The sequence below is a fragment of the Kitasatospora sp. NPDC054795 genome, from assembly GCF_053611565.1.
In genome coordinates this window covers 17,166-35,101 of sequence record NZ_JBSHAP010000068.1, presented here as the reverse complement: position 1 = coordinate 35,101, position 17,936 = coordinate 17,166, and the positions used below count along the sequence as shown (strand labels likewise).

General features: G+C 73.5%; 12 protein-coding genes. All 12 read left to right on the top strand.

What is annotated here, in order from left to right; all coding sequences use genetic code 11:
- Nucleotides 1-3: 3 nt before the first annotated feature.
- The 12 genes from cydD to ACWGJO_RS23945 all read left to right on the top strand — a co-directional run bounded on the left by cydD (nt 4) and on the right by ACWGJO_RS23945 (nt 17,861).
- Nucleotides 4-3,528, top strand: coding sequence for a thiol reductant ABC exporter subunit CydD (gene cydD / locus ACWGJO_RS24000; RefSeq protein ID WP_452186699.1), 3,525 nt, complete (start codon nt 4-6; stop codon nt 3,526-3,528).
- Between the two features lie 81 nt (nt 3,529-3,609).
- Complete coding sequence (locus ACWGJO_RS23995) at nt 3,610-5,424, top strand: GAF domain-containing protein (protein ID WP_452186697.1); 1,815 nt, start codon at nt 3,610-3,612, stop codon at nt 5,422-5,424.
- A gap of 244 nt (nt 5,425-5,668) precedes the next feature.
- Nucleotides 5,669-6,082, top strand: a complete 414-nt coding sequence (locus ACWGJO_RS23990; RefSeq protein ID WP_452186695.1) for a hypothetical protein — start codon at nt 5,669-5,671, stop codon at nt 6,080-6,082.
- Nucleotides 6,072-6,476, top strand: a complete 405-nt coding sequence (locus ACWGJO_RS23985) for a hypothetical protein (protein WP_359914327.1) — start codon at nt 6,072-6,074, stop codon at nt 6,474-6,476. Before ACWGJO_RS23990 ends, ACWGJO_RS23985 begins: the two co-directional genes overlap by 11 nt.
- 392 nt (nt 6,477-6,868) lie before the next feature.
- Nucleotides 6,869-7,912, top strand: coding sequence for a PstS family phosphate ABC transporter substrate-binding protein (locus ACWGJO_RS23980; RefSeq protein ID WP_452186693.1), 1,044 nt, complete (start codon nt 6,869-6,871; stop codon nt 7,910-7,912).
- Between the two features lie 246 nt (nt 7,913-8,158).
- Entirely contained in the window at nt 8,159-8,752 is a 594-nt protein-coding gene (locus ACWGJO_RS23975) for a hypothetical protein (RefSeq protein ID WP_387693984.1), read from the top strand.
- A 313-nt stretch (nt 8,753-9,065) separates the two neighbouring features.
- Nucleotides 9,066-11,618, top strand: a complete 2,553-nt coding sequence (locus ACWGJO_RS23970) for a hypothetical protein (protein ID WP_452186691.1) — start codon at nt 9,066-9,068, stop codon at nt 11,616-11,618.
- A 158-nt stretch (nt 11,619-11,776) separates the two neighbouring features.
- On the top strand, nt 11,777-12,808 hold the full coding sequence (pstC, locus tag ACWGJO_RS23965) for a phosphate ABC transporter permease subunit PstC (RefSeq protein WP_387693982.1): 1,032 nt from the start codon (nt 11,777-11,779) through the stop codon (nt 12,806-12,808).
- Nucleotides 12,809-12,917: 109 nt separating this feature from the next.
- Nucleotides 12,918-14,156 carry a phosphate ABC transporter permease PstA gene (gene pstA / locus ACWGJO_RS23960; protein WP_452186688.1) on the top strand — a complete coding sequence of 413 codons (1,239 nt, stop codon included), beginning with the start codon at nt 12,918-12,920 and terminating at the stop codon, nt 14,154-14,156.
- Nucleotides 14,157-14,194: 38 nt separating this feature from the next.
- Entirely contained in the window at nt 14,195-16,012 is a 1,818-nt protein-coding gene (locus ACWGJO_RS23955) for a phosphate ABC transporter substrate-binding protein PstS (RefSeq protein WP_452186686.1), read from the top strand.
- Nucleotides 16,009-16,920 (top strand): sortase, encoded by a 912-nt coding sequence (locus ACWGJO_RS23950; RefSeq protein WP_452186684.1) that lies wholly within the window; start codon nt 16,009-16,011, stop codon nt 16,918-16,920. Before ACWGJO_RS23955 ends, ACWGJO_RS23950 begins: the two co-directional genes overlap by 4 nt.
- Nucleotides 16,921-16,943: 23 nt before the next feature.
- Nucleotides 16,944-17,861 (top strand): phosphate ABC transporter ATP-binding protein, encoded by a 918-nt coding sequence (locus ACWGJO_RS23945; RefSeq protein WP_452186682.1) that lies wholly within the window; start codon nt 16,944-16,946, stop codon nt 17,859-17,861.
- Nucleotides 17,862-17,936: the final 75 nt, after the last annotated feature.

Genomic DNA, 17,936 nt, shown 5'->3' with positions numbered 1-17,936 from the left:
GCCGTGAAGCCGGTCGACCCCCGACTCCTCGGGTACGCCCGCACCACCAGGGCCTTCCTCGTCGGATCCGTGCTGCTCGGCGCGGTCGGCGCGGCCCTGGTGGTCGCCCAGGCGAGTCTGATCGCCGAGATCGTCGTCCGCGCCTTCCAGCGCGGGGCGACGCTCGGCGAGCTGACCACGCCGCTGCTGCTGCTCGCCCTGACGGCGGTCGGGCGCGGGCTGGTCGGCTGGCTCACCGAGCTCACCGCGCACCGGTCCGTCGCCCGGGTGAAGTCCACCCTGCGGCGCCGGCTGCTCGACCACGCCACCGCGCTCGGCCCGTCCTACCTGGCGGGCCGGCGCACCGGCGAACTCACCACCCTCGCCACCCGCGGCATCGACGCGCTGGACGACTACTTCGCCCGCTACCTGCCGCAGCTGGCGCTGGCCGTGGTCGTCCCGGTGATCGTGCTGCTGCGGATCGTCGGCGCCGACTTCACCTCGGCCGCGATCATCGCCGGAACGCTGCCGCTGATCCCGCTGTTCATGGTGCTGATCGGGATGGCCACCCAGTCCCGGATGGACCGGCAGTGGAACACCCTGGCCCGGCTCTCCCACCACTTCCTCGACGTGGTCGCCGGGCTGCCCACCCTCAAGGTGTTCAACCGGGCCCGCACCCAGGCCGCCACCATCGCCCGGATCACCGCCGACTACCGCCGCGCCACCCTGCGCACCCTGCGGATCGCCTTCGTCTCCTCCTTCACCCTGGAACTGCTCTCCACCCTGTCCGTCGCGCTGGTCGCCGTCACCGTCGGCTTCCGGCTGGTGGACGGCACGCTCGACCTGGAGACCGGGCTGCTGATCCTGGTGCTCGCCCCCGAGGTGTACTTCCCGATCCGCCAGGTCGGCGCGCTCTACCACTCCAGCGTCGAGGGGCTGACCGCCGCCGACGAGCTGTTCCGGGTGCTGGAGACCCCGCTGCCCGCCGCCGGCACCACCCCGGCGCCGGACCTCGCGGGTGCCGAGATCGCCGCCGACGGCCTGGTCGTCCGGCACCCCGGGCGCACCGAGCCCGCCCTGGACGGCGCCGGGCTGACCCTGAGTCCGGGCTCCAGCACGGCGCTCACCGGCCCCAGCGGCGCCGGCAAGTCCACCCTGCTGGCCGTCCTGCTCGGCCTCACCGCCCCGGACTCCGGCACCGTCCGGATCACCGCCGCCGACGGCCGCGTCCACGACCTGGCCGAGCTGGACCCGCAGAGCTGGCGGCGGCAGATCGCCTGGGTGCCGCAGCACCCGCACCTGTTCGCCGGGACGGTCGCCGAGAACCTGCGGCTCTACCGGCCGCAGGCCACCGACGAGCAGCTGTGGACGGCCCTGCGGTCCGCGCACGCGCTCGACTTCGTGACCGACCTGGCGGCCGTCCTGGGGGAGGACGGCGCCGGGCTCTCCGCCGGGCAGCGCCAGCGCCTCGCCCTCGCCCGGGTGCTGCTCGCCGACGACCGGCCGCTGGTGCTGCTGGACGAGCCGACCGCCAACCTGGACGGCGCCTCCGAGGCGGCCGTGGTGGACACCGTCCGGGCGCTGGCCGCCGATCCGGCGCGCACCGTGCTGGTGGTCGCGCACCGGCCGGCCCTGCTGGCCGCCGCCGACCGGCGGGTACGGCTGGCGGGGCCCGCCGCCGCCCCGCCCGCCCCGTTCACGGAGGGCGGTCGCCACGGCGGTCACCATGGTGGGAAGCGCGGCGGGAAGCACAGCGGGAAGCCGACCCCCGCCCCCGCCGTCGCCGAGGAGACCGGCCCCGAGGGCGGCACCACCCCCCGGCTGGCGCTCTCGATCCTGCTCGGCGCGCTCGCCCTCGGCTGCGCCGTCGCCCTGATGGCCACCTCCGGCTACCTGATCTCCCGGGCCTCCGAGATGCCGCCGGTGCTCTACCTGATGATGGCCGTCACCTCGGTACGGGCCTTCGGCATCGGCCGCAGCGTCTTCCGCTACGCCGAGCGGCTGGTCTCGCACGACGCGGTGCTGCGCACCCTCGGCACCCTGCGGGCCGCCGTCTACCGACGGCTGAGCGCGCTCGCCCCGGCCGGACTGCCCGCCTTCCGGCGCGGCGACCTGCTCTCCCGGCTGGTCGCCGACGTCGACGCGATCCAGGACCACTACCTGCGCTGGCGGCTGCCGGCCGCGGTGGCCGGCCTGGTCACGCTGGCCTCGACGGCGGCGATGACCGCCTTCCTGCCCGCCGCCGGGCTGGTGCTCGGCCTCGGGCTGCTGCTCGCGGGCGTGCTGGTGCCCGCCCTGGCCGCCCGCTGGTCGGCCGGTGCCGAACGGCGCCAGGCCCCGGCGCGCGGGCGCCTGGCCACCGCCGTGGTGGACGCCTTCACCGGCACCGCCGAGCTCACCGTGGCCGGCGCCCTGCCCGGCCGGCTGGCCGCCGTCCGCACCGCCGACGCCGCGCTGACCGGGCTGGCCGCCCGCTCGGCCGCCACCACGGCACTCGGCACCGGGCTGATCGCCCTGCTCACCGGGCTGACCGTGACCGCCGCGGCCGCGGTCGGCGTCCAGGGAGTGCGCGACGGGGTGCTGGCGCCGGTCTGCCTGGCCGTGGTGGTGCTGACCCCGCTGGCCGCCTTCGAGGCCGTCACCGGGATGCCGCTCGCCGTCCAGGCCCGCCAGCGCAGCCGCGCCGCGCGGGCCCGGCTGGACGAGGTGCTGAACGCTCCGGTGCCGGTCACCGAGCCGGCCGAACCGGTGGCGCTGCCCGAGCGGCCGCTGCCGGTCGCGGTCCGCGGGCTGACCGTCCGCCACCCCGGGCAGGCGGTGGACGCGCTCGCCGGGGTGGACCTCGACCTCGCCGCCGGGCGCCGGATCGCCGTGGTCGGCCCGTCCGGCTCCGGCAAGACCACCCTCGCCCAGGCGCTGCTGCGCTTCCTGGAGCCGAGCGCCGGGTCGGTGCGGTTCGCCGACGGCTGTCCACAGGCTGTGGACAGCCGCGCGCTGGCGGGCGAGTCCGTCCGCCGGGTGATCGGGCTCTGCGCCCAGGACGCCCACGTCTTCGACAGCTCGCTGCGGGAGAACCTGCGGCTGGCCCGGCCGGAGGCGGCGGAGAACGAGCTGCGCGCCGCGCTGGCCGGCGCCCGGCTGCTGGAGTGGACCGAGGGCCTGCCGGACGGCCTGGACACCATGGTCGGCGAGCACGGCGCCCGGCTCTCCGGCGGCCAGCGCCAGCGGCTGGCACTCGCCCGGGCCCTGCTCGCGGACTTTCCCGTCCTCGTCCTGGACGAGCCCGCCGAGCACCTCGACCTGCCCACCGCGGACGCCCTGACCGCCGACCTGCTGGCCGCCACCGAGGGCCGCACCACGGTGCTGATCACCCACCGGCTGGCCGGGCTGGACGACACCACGGTGGACGAGGTGCTGGTGCTGGACGGCGGGCGGGTGGCCGAGCGGGGCCGCTGGTCCGAGCTGGTCGCCGACCCGGACGGGCGGCTGCACACGATGTGGCGGCGGGAGCGGGAGGCGGACGGGCTGCTGGAGCCGGTGGGCCGGTAGCCGCGCGGCCCGCCGTACTGCCCGCCGTACTGCCCGTCGCGCCGCCCTTCGGCTGAAAAGCGTACAAACTAGGCTTTCTCCATGGACCCCACGCCGGACCTCCCCGAGGCCACGCCCGAGCCGACACCCCATCGGGTGCCCGAGATCGCCTCGCTGGGGCTGGACACCCTGGTCACCGAGGTCGCCGAGCGCCTCCAGTCGGCCGCCGCGGTCACCGACCGGATGCAGCGGCTGCTGGAGGCGGTGGTCTCGATCGGGGCCGGGCTGGACCTGCACGCCACCCTGCACCGGATCGCCGTGGGCGCGGCCGAACTGGTCGACGCCCGGTACGCGGCGCTCGGCGTGATCGCCCCCGGCGGCACCGGCCTGGCCGACTTCATCCACGTCGGGGTCGACGACGGGACCGCCGGCGAGATCGGCGAACTGCCCGCCGGCCGGGGCATCCTCGGCGTGCTCATCGACCGCCCCGAGCCGCTGCGGCTGACCGACCTCGGCGCCGACCCGCGCTCCTCCGGGTTCCCCCCGCACCACCCGCAGATGAGGACCTTCCTGGGTGTGCCGATCCGGGTCCGCGCGGAGGTGTTCGGCAACCTCTACCTCACCGAGAAGAAGGGCGGCGGGGCCTTCACCCCCGAGGACGAGCAGGTGGTGCACGCGCTCGCCGCAGCGGCCGGCGTGGCCATCGAGAACTCCCGGCTGTACGAGGAGGGCCGCCGCCGCGAACGCTGGATCGCCGGCGCCGCCGCCGTCACCACCGCCCTGCTCTCCGCCGAGCAGGCCGAGACCGCGCTGACCGTCGCGGCCGAGCAGGTGCGGGAGTTGGCGGACGCCGCGCTCGGCATGATCCTGCTGCCGACCGGTCCGGAGGACGGGGACGAGGGCGACGGGCAGATGCGGGTCGCCCACGCCTCCGGTGAGCTGGCCGAGTTCGTGCGCGGCGAACTGCTGCCCAGGGAGAGCTTCGCGGCCCGGCTGCTCGCGGGGGAGAGCGTCTACCTGGACGACATGTCCAGCGACCCGACCGTGGTGATCAGGCTCGCCCGCCGTTTCGGCCCGTCCATGGCGGTGCCGATGGTCGCCGCCGGGCGGGTGCTCGGCGGGCTCTGCGTCTGGCGCCCCTGCGGAGCGGTGCCGTTCACCGACAGCGAGAAGCAGCTCGCCGAGACCTTCGCCTCGCAGGCCGCGCTCGCCCTGCGCCTCGCCGAGGGCCAGCGCGACCAGCAGCGCCTGGCCGTCTTCCAGGACCGCGACCGGATCGCCCGCGACCTGCACGATCTGGTGATCCAGCGGCTGTTCGCCACCGGGATGATGCTGGAGAGCGCCGCCCGGCGGGCGGTCGTCCCCGAGGTGAAGGTCGGCATCGGCAAGGCGGTGGACGAGCTGGACGCCACCATCCAGGAGGTCCGCACCACCATCTACGCCCTCCAGCACGACAACCACGGCGACGCGCCGGACACCCTGCGCACCCGGGTGCTGCGCGAGGCCAGCCAGGCCGCGGCCGCGCTCGGCTTCAAGCCCGCGGTGAGCTTCGTCGGGCCGGTGGAGAGCCTGGTCGGCGAGAACACCGGCCGTCAGCTGCTGGCGGCCCTGCGGGAGATGCTCTCCAACACGGCCCGGCACGCGCGCGCCTCCCGGGTCGGGGTGGAGATCGACGCCACCACCCACCTGGACGAGGACGGCCGCCCGGTGGGCGGCGACCCGGAGTCGCTGGACCGGGGCGGGCGGCCGGGCGTCCTGCTCACCGTGACCGACGACGGGGTGGGCATCCCGCGGGGCGGCCGGCGCAGCGGCCTGCTCAACCTGACCCGGCGCGCCGAGGCGCTCGGCGGCGACGCCTGGCACGAGAGCGGGCCGTACCGCAAGGGGGCGATGGTGCGCTGGACCGCCCGGCTCTGAGCGTTCCAGGGCGGTTCCCGGCCGGTGGCCGGTCGGTTCCGGGCCGGATCCAGGTCGGTTCCGGAGCGGTTCCGGGTCGGTTCCGGAGCGGTTTCCGATCGAGACGCGTGAAAGTTAAACGAGAGAGAACTTCCCGACCAACGGCGCAAGTTGTGAACGTTCTGGGCTTTCGGGGGCTCCGTGTGCACACATAGCTTTACTCCGCTCGGAGGGGAATCCGGAGGGCAACCGGACGGAGGGGGCAGTGAACGCTGCCGGCCGCGGCTACACCGCAGCAGGGGCAAGTCGAGGGGGGTTCCGCGCCGAACGGGCGGCGGACGGGCGCTACCGCTGGCAACTGAAAGCGCCCAACGGACGGGTGGTCGCGATCACCCCGGCCGCGTTCGAGACGGCCGGTGAGGCCGAGCGGGGCTTCGACGGCCTGCGGGTCGTGGCGGTCGAGCTCACCGCGCGGATCACCCACGTGCGGGAGGGCATCGGCTGGATCTGGGTCGTCCCGGGTTCGCGGGCCCTGCCCGAGGTGCGCTCCAGCCGCGCGTACGAGCGGTACGCGACCTGCCAGAACGCCTTCCGGCGGTTCGTGGTGCTGCTCTCCAAGCAGCCGCCGCGCGAACTCCCGGAGCCCGCGGTGCCGTTGAGACGCACCGATGGCCGCTGAGCGGCGCGGTCCGCGGCTGTTGATCGTGCCGGCGGCCGACCGCTGCCTCGGCTGGGCGCTGCGGGCCGCCAACGGTCGGCCGCTCGGGGTCGGCGTGCGGACCTACCGGAGCGAGGAGGAACTCGCCGAGTCGGTCCGGGAACTGCTGATCGAGCGCGCCGCGCTGCGATGTTCGGTCGGACAGTCCGAGGGGCGTCAGTGGGTCTGGGCCGCCTACCTGCCGGTGCGCAGCACCCGGCGGGGGGCGGCCGACGCCGTTCCGGTGGCCCGCAGCGCGCGGGGGTACCTGCGGCGGGACCAGTGCCAGGCGGGGGTCGAGGGGTTCCTGGCCGGACTCCAGTGGGTGGGGCAGGAGTTGCGGCGGTCCGGGCGGGACGGCCGCTGGCCGCTGTGAGCGTTTGAGTCGATGACGGTCCGAGTCGGATGACGGGCCGTCATTCCGGCGTTCCCGGAAGGGGATCCTCCATCGGATCTCCGTCCGTGCTGTTCCGGTGAAGGGCAGGTTTCCGGCAACACTCCGAGCAGCCTCCTGGAGAAGAACGTCGACCGGGCTAGGAGCCCCGGCAGTGCCCCTGTCACGTGCACGCTGACCAGTGGCTAAACCTCGCTGAACCGATGAGTCGACATTCACCGGCCAGGCTCGACCTCTCTTCCGGCGGAACCTCCCCGGCGGACAGGATCGGCACTGCCGGCGAGGCCGCAGCGGACGCGGCCACACGGCCCCGAACTCCCGAACGGAGTACGGGTTTCACGCGATGTACGTCTCTCCCCCGGAGGAAGAGGAACATGCGTAAGACCGCTGCCAAGCTGCTCACCGTCGCCGCGCTGGCGACCTCCCTCGCCACCGTCGTCGGCGGCACCGCCGTCGCCGACCCGGCCACCGGTGTCACCCCGCGCGCCATCGACATCGTGGGTGTCGGCTCCGACACGACCCAGTCGGTGCTGAACCAGCTCGCCGCCGACTACAACGCGTCGCTGACCAGCTCCACCTCCCCGCGCCTCTACAGCTGGGACGCGATCCCGGCCGGCACCATCACCACCAAGACCGGTGCCACCGCGATCACCCGCCCGAACGGCTCCGGCTCCGGCATCACCGCGCTGAACGCCAACACCAGCGCCACCGTGGACTTCGCCCGTTCCTCGCGCGGCCCCGTGGCCACCGACCCGACCACCGACGACTTCGTCGCGCTGGCGCAGGACGCGGTCTCCTGGGCCGCCAAGAGCGGTGGCAACGCCCCGGCGAACCTGACCACGGCGAACCTGAAGGGCATCTACTCCTGCACGATCACCAAGTGGAACCAGATCAACGCGTCGCTCCCGAACGCCACGATCAAGCCCTTCCTGCCGCAGACCGGTTCGGGCACCCGTTCCTTCTTCCTGACCGCCATCAACGGTGGCGTCACCCCGCTCACCCCGGGCGCCTGCGTCAACAGCAGCGTCCAGGAGAACCAGGGCAGCGACACCCAGCTGAACGACATCAACGCGCTGGTCCCCTACTCCGTCGCCCACTACATCGGCCAGGTGTACTTCGGCAAGGGTGCCGGCGCCGACGTCCAGGGCCCGCTGACCATCCGCAACATCGACGGCATCGCGCCGGTCGACACCGTGAACAAGGTCATCAGCGACACCTTCGTGGCCACCCAGTACGGCCGCGTGGTCTACAACGTCTTCCGTGACGCCGAGTGGAACGCCACGGACGCCCACGGCACCGCCCTGCGCGCCATCTTCGGCGCCGGTGGCTGGATCTGCACCAACGGTGCCACGGACATCCAGAGCTACGGCTTCCTGCCGCTCTCGCCCTTCGCCTGCGGCAGCGTCACCCACTCCTGACCCAACTCGCACCGCACCGGCGGCCGCAGGGGCCTCACCCCTGCGGCCGCCGGCCCGGCTGAACCCTCGGACCGGGGAGCAGAGCGCACCACGGCCGTACTGCCGGGACCGTCCCCCCGGCACCCTCACCGGGCCCGTGCCGCCGGCCGCGTTCCGCCCGCGGCGGCGCCCGCACGAGCTTCCTCGAACCGCACCACCGATCACCTCTCCTCTCCCTCTCCCTCTCCCTCTCCCAAGGAGTTCGGCATGTCCCGCATCAGTGCCCGCCTGGCCGCGACCGGTGCCACCGTCGTCCTCGCCCTGACCGGTGTGAGCGGTGCGGCCGTCGCCGACACCACCGCCACCCCGGCCTCCGGCCAGGCCGTGATCACCACCGACGTGAGCTTCCTGGCGGACGCCGCGCTCAACGGCATCCTGGTCATCCCGCTGCAGCCGGCCGACCCGAAGCTCGACGCCGACACCGGTCTCACCGTGACGCTCCCGGTGACCGACGGCGCCGCGAACATCCCCGGCTTCTACGGGCACGTGCAGTTCGGCGGCGGTCTGCTCTTCATCAATCTCTCGACCGGCAAGAGCGTGACCTTCAAGCAGCTCGACTTCTCGGTGGCCAAGGGCTACTTCACCGCCGTGCCGAACGGTTCGACCACCCCGGTGCCGCTGCTGGACCCGCGCGGCAACAACGTGATCGGCCGCACCGGCACCACCCAGACCCTGAACTCCTCCAGCTTCCAGGTGGACGCGGCCGGCGCGAACTACCTGGACACCAACCTCGGCACCACGTACTTCAAGGGCGGCCAGCAGATCGGCTCGCTCGCGCTGTCCTTCACCCCGGCGAGCTGATCCCGGCTCCACCCGGCCGCAGATCGGCGGGCCCGCGCCTCGGTGCGGGCCCGCCGCATGCGGATCTTCCAACTCCGGTACGGAGTCGCCGCGTTGTGGTCTCGTACACCTGGCCGACCGGATCCCGCCATGTCCGGCTGGCCGAATAGTACGCACGGAATCGTCCGTCCCCAGCGCGATCCGACGCCCTCGCGCCGCTCCCTCGGCGGCCCGCATCTCCCGGAGGCCTCGCATGAGAACCCGCGTACCCGACCGAAGAGGTCGGGGAAGGTGGCGCCGTCGACTACCGGCCCTGGCCCTCGCCAAGGCGGTGGTGGCGGCGCTCGCTGTCGTTCCGATCGGGTTGGGCGCGGCGCCGCAGGCTCACGCCGACTCCTCGACGACCGTGACCGGCCCGAAGGTCTGGATCCCGGCCGCCGGAACGTACGGCGACGAGGGCAGTGTGACGGTCTCCCAGACGACCAACCTGACCAACCAGGTGCTCCAGGTCTCCTGGAGCGGCTTCACGCCGACCGTCACCCAGAGCGGCGGCCCGGTGACGACCACGCCCGTGGAGTCGACCCTCAACCTGTACGCGGTCCGGGTCTACCAGTGTCGCGGCATCGACCCCGCCGTGACGGACTGCTACGGCAGCACCCTCTACGGCGGCGACCGCGAGGCGGGCTTCGAGCAGCCGGCCCGCCCGGTGCACACGGAGACGCCGGACTGGCCCACGAACATGGTGCTGGCCCCGACCGGCCCGGACGGCTCGGGCACCGCCTCCATCGAGGTGTGGAGCGCCAAGGAGAGCACCACGCTCGGCTGCGACGCCACCCACCCCTGCTCGATCGTGGTCGAGCCGAACTACGGCGGCGACCCGACGGACCTGTACAACATCCGCGGCGGCAAGGCCGACTGCAACGACCACCGGATGGACAAGGACAGGTTCTACAACGCCGCTTCGGACGGCGTCATGAAGCCCGGCCGGATCAACTCGAAGACCAAGAACCGCACCAGCGAGCAGTGCGCCTGGCTGAACAGGACCGTGGTCCCGCTCTCCTTCGCGCCCACCCCGGACTCCTGCGTCGCGAGCGCCCAGGACTTCGGCGCCGCCGGTCTGGAGATGGCCAACCGGGCGATGCAGCAGTGGCGTTCGGGCCTGTGCCTGGGCGAGTCCCCGATGACCGTGGGCTACATCCCGGCCGGTGGCGAGCCGCAGGCCCGGTCGGCCTTCCTGGGCGGCAGCAGCAGCATCGACCTCGCGCTGACGGCCCGGCCGGACACGTCACCGCCCCCGCGGCCGTACGTCTACGCCCCGCTGGCGACGACCGGCATCTCCGTGACCTTCGTGGTCGACGACCCGAACACCGGTCGGCAGATCAAGGACATGAAGCTGAACGCGCGGCTGTTGGCCAAACTGCTGACCCAGTCCTACGCGTCGCCCGGTGCCGACATCCCGTCCGTGGCCGGCAATCCGATCTGCCTCTTCACCGACCCCGAGTTCAGGCAGCTGAACCCGGAGACCCCGGAGAACGGGATCAGCTGGCCGACCAGCTGCGGCGGAGCCCTGACGATCTTCCCCGGTGTCCCCGGCGGCACGACGGACTTCACCTACCTGCTGACCTCGTGGATCGCGGCCGACCCGGACGCCGCCCGCTTCCTCGACGGTGAGCCGGACCCGTGGGGCATGCACGTCGACAGCTTCTACCTGAAGCCCCGGTTCACCGGCTACCCGGCCGAGGCCTTCCAGCCCCAGGACATGTCCGGGACGAGCACGCCGCAGGACGGCGCCGACACGGCGCACTGGAAGCAGTTCGAGTGGGTGCCCTCCACCGAGGGCCTCTCCCGGGTCGCCCGCAACCAGGTCCAGAACCGCCCGAACTGCCAGCAGCCGACTTACAACGCCAACGGCGGGCACGACGCCTGCGCCGCGCAGCCGGCCGGCCAGCGCATGATGCTCGCCATCATGGACACCGCCCAGGCCAAGGCGTTCTCGCTGCCCGAGGCCACGCTGCTCAACCCGGCCGGCTCCTACGTGTCGCCGTCCACGGCCGGCTTCCAGGCCGCCGTCGCCGACATGCCGACCGACCCCGCCACCGGGGTCCAGCAGCTGCCCTACGGCACGCCCGACACCGCGTTCTCCCGCGACCAGCGGGCGTACCCGCTGAGCTACGTCCAGTACGCGATGGTCCCGACCGGCGGGGTTCCCGCCGCGAAGGCGGCCGTGATCTCCCGCTTCCTCAAGACGGTGACCACCACCGGGCAGACCTACGGCATCGCGCCCGGCCAGCTGGCCCAGGGCTTCCTCGCCCTGAACAACGCCCAGCGCCAGCAGGCCCAGCAGGCCGTCCAGCACGTCGAGGCCCAGGACGGCAAGCTGCCCGGCAACCAGACCGCCCCGCCGGCCGGGAAGCCCGAACCGGGCACCCCGGAGAGCGGCAACGGCGGCTCGGACTCCGGCGGCACCGTCGACGGAACCAGCCCGGTGAGCACCTCCGGCACCGGCACCACCAGCGCGGACGGCAACTCCGGCGGCACCGGCTTCGGTTCCTCCGACGGCCTGTCCGGCGGCGGTCTCTCCGGCACCGGCTCCACCGGCACCACCGGGACCGGCACGGCCGGCGGCGCCGCGGCCCCCGGCACGGCCGCCGGCGGCAAGCCCGGTGCGAGCGCCGCGCCCTCCGGCGGCCCGCTCGCCGCGGCCCCGGTCGGCACCCCGGTGCCCGACCGGCCCGGCACCGCCCGGCTGCTGCTGCCCGTCGCGCTGATCGCCGGCCTGGTGCTGCTGGTCGGCGGACCGGCCGCGCTGTTCCTCGGCGGCACCCCGGCCGGGGCGAAGGTGCTGACCGGCGCCCGCACCCAGTGGTCGCGGCTGCGCCGCAAGTAGGAACCCGCGCTCGGCGGGGGCGGCCGGCCCGGCCCCCCCCCCCGGTGACGACCCCCCCGGCCCGGCCCACCCCCCCCCACAGCACCCCCCGGGACGCCGCCGCGGCAGCGCCCCGGACCCTCACCGAGCACGCCCGTTCCCGAGCACGGAGAGCACACATGACATCCGCCGCCGAGCCCGCGGCACCGTACGCCGGGGCGCCGCACCAACCCGACCACGGGCCCGATCAGGACGTCCCGCGCACCATCACCGCCCCCGCGACCCCGGGGGACCGGGTGTTCCGCGGCGTGCTGCGGCTGGCCGGCCTCTCGGTCTTCGCGATCATGGGACTGATCGCCTTCTTCCTGGTCCTGCGCGGCACCGACGCGCTGCGCGCGGTCGGCTGGTCCTTCCTGACCGAGCAGAAGTGGCAGACCGCCGCCCACAACTTCGGCATCGCCGCCGTCCTGCCCAACGGTCTGCTGATCGCGGTGATCGCGCTGGTCATCGCCGTCCCGGTGGCACTCGGCACCGCGATCTTCATCTCCGAGTACGCCCCCGTGCGACTGCGCGCCGCGCTGATCTCGCTCGTCGACCTGATGGCGGCGATCCCCAGCATCGTCTACGGCCTGTGGGGCCTGTTCTTCCTCCAGCCGCGGATCATCGGCTTCGTCCGCTGGATGGCCAACCACCTGGGCGACGCCATCCCCTTCCTCAAGGTGCGCATCGGCGACATCGGCACCTCGTACACCTCCTCGACCTTCATCGCCGGCGTGGTGGTCTCCCTGATGATCATCCCGATCGTCACCTCGCTCAGCCGGGAGGTCTTCTCCCAGGCCCCGCAGGGCGAGCGGGAGGGCGCGTACGCGCTGGGCTCCACCCGCTGGGGGATGGTCCGCGCCGTGGTCCTGCCGTTCGGCAAGGGCGGCGTCATCGGCGCGGTGATGCTGGGCTTCGGCCGCGCGATGGGCGAGACCATCGCCGTCGCGCTGATCATCTCGCCGAACTTCAAGGCCATCACCCACATCCTGGAGAACGGCGCCAACTCGATCTCCGCGCTGATCGCGCTGCGCTTCGGCGAGTCGGACTCGCTGTCGCTCTCCGCGCTGATGGCCGCCGGTCTGGTGCTGTTCGCGCTCACCCTGCTGGTCAACGTGCTGGCCGGGGTCGTCATCAACCGCTCGCGCTCCGGCGCCGCGACGGCGGACTGAGCATGACGAACCCCCGAACCGCCCGCGGGGACAGGGCCTGTCCCCGGACGCCCGCCCGCGGGGCGACGACAGGCCCACGCAGCCACCCGAACCGTGAAGGGACCATCCGATGACCACGCTCGACCTGCCGCCGGTCGCGGTGTCCGGGCCCGCCGGTGAGCCCGCGCCCCCGGGGCCCGCCGCGGCCGGGGCCCCGGGCCCCGAGAAGAAGCTCCGGATCGGCGGCGTCACCCGCGACGACGTCCTCACCGTGGCGGGCGCGACGGCCGGCTCGCTCGCACTGGACTGGGTGCTGTACGAGCGGGTGCTGCCGTTCAGCGGCGCCTTCGGCTTCCTGCTCTGCTGGTACCTGCTCTTCCTGGCCGGCTACTACCTGCTCGGCCGGCTCCAGTGGAACCCGATGATGGTGCGGGACCGGCTGGTCGCCGTGGTCGCCTGGAGCTCCGGGCTGCTGGTGGTCGCGCTGATCGCCGACCAGATCGGCTACGTCGCCAGCCGCGGCTGGGAGGCGGCCCAGCACCTCAACTTCTTCACCAAGTCGATGGAGCACACCGGCCCGCTCGACCAGCTCACCTCCGGCGGCGCGCTCAACGCGATCGTCGGTTCGCTCGAACAGCTCGGCCTGGCGACCCTGTTCGCCGTTCCGCTGGGCATCGCGGCGGCCGTCTTCATGTCCGAGGTCGGCGGCCGGATGGCCCGCCCGGTGCGGACCCTGGTCGAGGCGATGACGGCGCTGCCGTCCATCGTGGCGGGCCTGTTCATCCTCGGCGTCGTGATCATCACCTTCGGTTTCGAGAAGAGCGGCTTCGCGGCCTCGCTCGCGCTCACCGTGATGATGATGCCGATCGTCACCCGGGCCGCCGAGGTGGTCATCCGGCTGGTGCCCGGCACCCTGCGCGAGGCCTCGTACGCGCTCGGCGGCAGCCAGTGGCGCACCGTGTGGAACGTGGTGCTGCCGACCGCCCGGCCCGGCCTGGTGACCGCGGTGGTGCTCGGCATGGCGCGCGGCGTCGGCGAGACCTCGCCGGTGCTGCTCACCTCCGGCTTCACCTCGCAGTTCAACGGCAACCCCTTCGAGGGGCACCAGGTCTCGCTGCCGCTCTACATCTGGAACTACGTCAAGCAGCCGTACGACGGCATGATCGCGCGCGGCTTCGCGGCCGGCCTGACGCTGATGGGCGTCGTGCTGGTCCTGTTCGTCACCGCGCGCGTGCTCGGCGGCCGCCGGCCCGGGCAGCTGACCCGGGCCCAGAAGCGCCGGATCGACCGGGACGCCCGCCGACAGGAGGCGGCCGCGCTCGGCGCCATCGCCCGTCCGTACGCCCTCCACTCGCAGGCGAAGCACTGATGTCCGGACCAACCACCCTCCGTCCCCGAGGAGTTCACATGTTCCGGGAGGCCGCAAGGCGCTCCACGGCCCGGCTGCTGGCAGGGGCCATGTCCCTGTCGCTCGCCACGGCCTCCCTGCTGATCGGGCAGACCCCGGCCCACGCCGCCTCGATCTCGCTGAGCGCGGACGGCTCCAGCTGGGCCGGCCCCGCCATCGACCAGTGGCGCCAGGACGTGTCCCCGCAGGGCATCCAGATCAACTTCAACCCGGTCGGCTCGGCGGCCGGCCGCACCCAGTGGTCGATCGGGCAGGACGACTTCACCGCCTCCGACGTGCCGTTCCGCTCCTCGCCGGACACCGGCCTCGGGCAGAACGGCCACGCGAACGGCGGCGGCGAGCGGGAGAACCCGGTCTACGGCTACTCCTACGTGCCGATCACCGCGGGTGGCACCACCTTCATGTACAACCTGGTGGTCGGCGGCAAGCAGGTCCGCGACCTGCGGCTCTCCCCGCAGACCATCGTGGACATCTTCACCGGCAAGATCACCAACTGGAACGACCCGAAGGTCACCAGCGACTACGGCAAGGCACTGCCCAACCTGCAGATCACCCCGGTGATCCGCTCCGACGGCTCCGGCGCCACCGCGCAGTTCACCCGCTGGATGGAGCACACCCACAAGGACCAGTGGGAGTCCTACTGCAAGGCCGTCAACGGGGTGAGCTGCGGTGATTACACCGAGTTCTTCCCGCCGTCCGGCCGGATGGTCGCGCAGAACGGCTCCGACGTGGTGGCCGGCTACATCAAGTCCCCGGGCAACGTCGGCACCATCGGCTACGACGAGTACGCGTTCGCCAAGCGCAGCAACTGGCCGGTCGTGAAGGTGCTCAACCAGGCCGGCTACTACGCGCTGCCGACCGCCTCCAACGTCGCCGTCGCGCTCACCGCCGCCAAGATCCGCGGCGTGGACGACGGCACCCCGGCGGACGACCCGAACTACCTGCAGCAGAACCTCGACGGCGTCTACACCATGGACGACCCGCGCGCCTACCCGATCTCCAGCTACAGCTACCTGATCGTGCCGCGGGCCGGGGCGGCCAACCCGCCGCCGCCGCGCTTCAACAACGACAAGGGCTCCGCCCTCAGCCGCTTCCTCTCGTACGTGCTGTGCGAGGGCCAGGGCAAGGCGGACGACCTCGGCTACTCGCCGATCCCGCGCGGCCTGGTCAAGGGCGGTCTGCTGCAGACCAGGAACATCCCCGGCAACGCCAGCCCGGTCGACCCGAACACCCTCTCCAACTGCGCCAACCCGACCTTCAACTCGGCCGGGGAGCTGACCGTCCTCAAGAACGCCCCGATGCCGAGCCCCTGCGACAAGGCCGGCACCCCGCTGGACTGCACCGTGCAGAACGGCCAGCCGGTCAAGACCGGTTCGGGCACGGGCGGTTCCGGCGGCGCGGCCGGCGGCTCCGGCGGTGCGGCGGGCGGTTCCGGAGGCGCCGGCGGGTCCGGTGGTTCCGGCGGCGGTACCGGCGGCGGCGCGGGTGGCGCCGGTACCGGCGCGGGCGCGGGAACGGCCGGCGGTGCCGGCGACCCGAACGCGGCCGGCGTCGCGGCCAGCGGTGACCCGAACGCGCCCGGTGCCGGCGACGCCACCGAGGACGTGGTCGACCCGCAGACCGGCCAGGTGGTCGCCCGCGGCCGCGGCGGCGCCGCCACCGAGGTGGCGGCCAACGTGGTCGAGGTCAGCGGCAAGCCCGAGGACTGGATGCTGTCCTCCCTCACCGCGCTGGAACTGCTCGCCGTGGTGCTCGTCCCGCCGCTGCTCGGCCGCCGGCTGCTGCGCCGCCGCAACGGCTCGGGCGGTGCCTCGTGACGGCCCCGGTGCTGGAGAAGCCGGTCGCGCCGAGCGCGCCGGAGCAGCCGGCCGCCCCCGTCGGGCCCACCGCCCCGTCCCGGCCCGCCGTCTCCCCCGGGCGGCGGCGGTTCCTCCAGGGCGCCTGGGCGGTCAGCCTGGCCGCGACCCTGGTGCTCGGCTTCGTCGGGTACCTGTTCACGCTCTCGCACGTCCAGCAGAAGCACTACCAGTCCACCGCGTACAAGACCTTCCGCGACCAGCTGGCCCGGGCGGTCGCCCCGACCGGCGCGGCCGCCGACGGCGACCCGGTGGCACTGCTGGACATCCCGGCGATCGGCCTGCACCGGGCCGTGGTGGTCGAGGGCACCACCGGCCGGGACCTGATGCGCGGCCCCGGCCACCGCCGGGACACCGCGCTGCCCGGCCAGCGCGGGGTCGCCGTAGTCTTCGGCCGCGGCGCCACCTTCGGCGCGCCGTTCGCCGAGCTGTCCAGGCTGCGGGTCGGCGACAAGATCGAAGCCACCACCGGCCAGGGCACGTTCACCTACACCGTCAACGTGTACGGCGACGGCGACCACCCGATCGTCGACCAGGCCCGCAACCGGATGGTGCTGGTCACCGGCGACTCCGACTGGATCCCCGGCTCCACCGTGCTGATCGGCGCCCGGCTGGACGGCGACCCGCAGCAGAACCCCGGCGGCCGGCCCGCGACCGTCCCGTACGACAAGGCACTGGCCGCGGACAAGGGCGCGCTGGCCACGCTCCAGCTGTGGTCGCTCGGCCTGCTCGGCGCGGTGGCCGGCGCCCTGCTGCTGGCCCGGTACTGGCGGCGCTCGGCCGCGTACCTGAGCCTCGCGCCGGTGGTCGGCGCGCTGCTCTGGGCGGTCTACGAGAACGCCGCCGCCCTGCTGCCCAACCTCTACTGACGCGCGCCCGGAGGACCGTTCCGATGACCGACGCACCACTGACCGAAACCCCGATGACGGCCCCCTCACCGGCCGACCCGGTCGCCGACACCATCACCCTCCCCCCGGTCGCCCCCGCCCCGTACGCCGACCGGCGGTACGCGGACGGCCACCCCGGCGACGAGCCGCTCGCCGGACTGGAGACCCGCGACGTCTCCGCCTGGTTCGGCAGCCGCAAGGTCCTGGAGCGGGTCTCGCTGGCGATGCCGGCCGGCGAGGTCACCGCGCTGATCGGCCCGTCCGGCTGCGGCAAGTCCACCTACCTGCGGATCCTCAACCGGATGCACGAGATGGTGCGCGGCGCCGCCCTCTCCGGCGAGGTGCTGCTGGAGGGGGACGACGTCTACCGGCCCGGCCGCCGGCCCGCCGAGGTGCGGCGCCGGATCGGCATGGTGTTCCAGCGGCCCAACCCGTTCCCGGCGATGTCCATCCAGGACAACGTCTCCAGCGGGCTCAAGCTGGCCGGGATCAAGGTGTCCAAGGACGAGCGCCAGCACCTGGTCGAGACCAGCCTGCGCCGGGCCGGGCTCTGGGACGAGGTGTCCACCCGGCTGCACACCCCGGGCGGGGCGCTCTCCGGCGGCCAGCAGCAACGCCTGTGCATCGCACGGTCGTTGGCCGTCTCGCCGGACATCCTGCTGATGGACGAGCCGTGCTCCGCGCTCGACCCGACCTCCACCCGGCGGGTCGAGGAGACGATCGCCGAACTGCGCGGGCGGCTCACCATCGTGATCGTCACCCACAACATGCAGCAGGCCCAGCGCGTCTCGCAGACCTGCGCGTTCTTCCTGGCCACCCACGACACCCCGGGGCGGATCGTCGAGGCCGGGCCGACCGAGCAGATCTTCGGCAGCCCGCGCGACCAGCGGACCTCGGACTACGTCAACGGCCGCTTCGGCTAGGCCGGTCCGACTGCTGCGACTGCTGCGACCGCTGCGACCGCTGCGACCGTTCTGACCGCTCCGGCCGTTCCCGGC

What these genes read in the sequence shown, in the direction of transcription:
- ACWGJO_RS23975 (WP_387693984.1), top strand. Translation starts at nt 8,159, where the DNA reads ATGTCCCGCATCAGTGCCCGCCTGGCCGCGACCGGTGCCACCGTCGTC.
- pstA (WP_452186688.1), top strand. Translation starts at nt 12,918, where the DNA reads ATGACCACGCTCGACCTGCCGCCGGTCGCGGTGTCCGGGCCCGCCGGT.
- ACWGJO_RS23995 (WP_452186697.1), top strand. Translation starts at nt 3,610, where the DNA reads ATGGACCCCACGCCGGACCTCCCCGAGGCCACGCCCGAGCCGACACCC.
- ACWGJO_RS23955 (WP_452186686.1), top strand. Translation starts at nt 14,195, where the DNA reads ATGTTCCGGGAGGCCGCAAGGCGCTCCACGGCCCGGCTGCTGGCAGGG.
- ACWGJO_RS23980 (WP_452186693.1), top strand. Translation starts at nt 6,869, where the DNA reads ATGCGTAAGACCGCTGCCAAGCTGCTCACCGTCGCCGCGCTGGCGACC.
- ACWGJO_RS23945 (WP_452186682.1), top strand. Translation starts at nt 16,944, where the DNA reads ATGACCGACGCACCACTGACCGAAACCCCGATGACGGCCCCCTCACCG.
- ACWGJO_RS23985 (WP_359914327.1), top strand. Translation starts at nt 6,072, where the DNA reads ATGGCCGCTGAGCGGCGCGGTCCGCGGCTGTTGATCGTGCCGGCGGCC.
- pstC (WP_387693982.1), top strand. Translation starts at nt 11,777, where the DNA reads ATGACATCCGCCGCCGAGCCCGCGGCACCGTACGCCGGGGCGCCGCAC.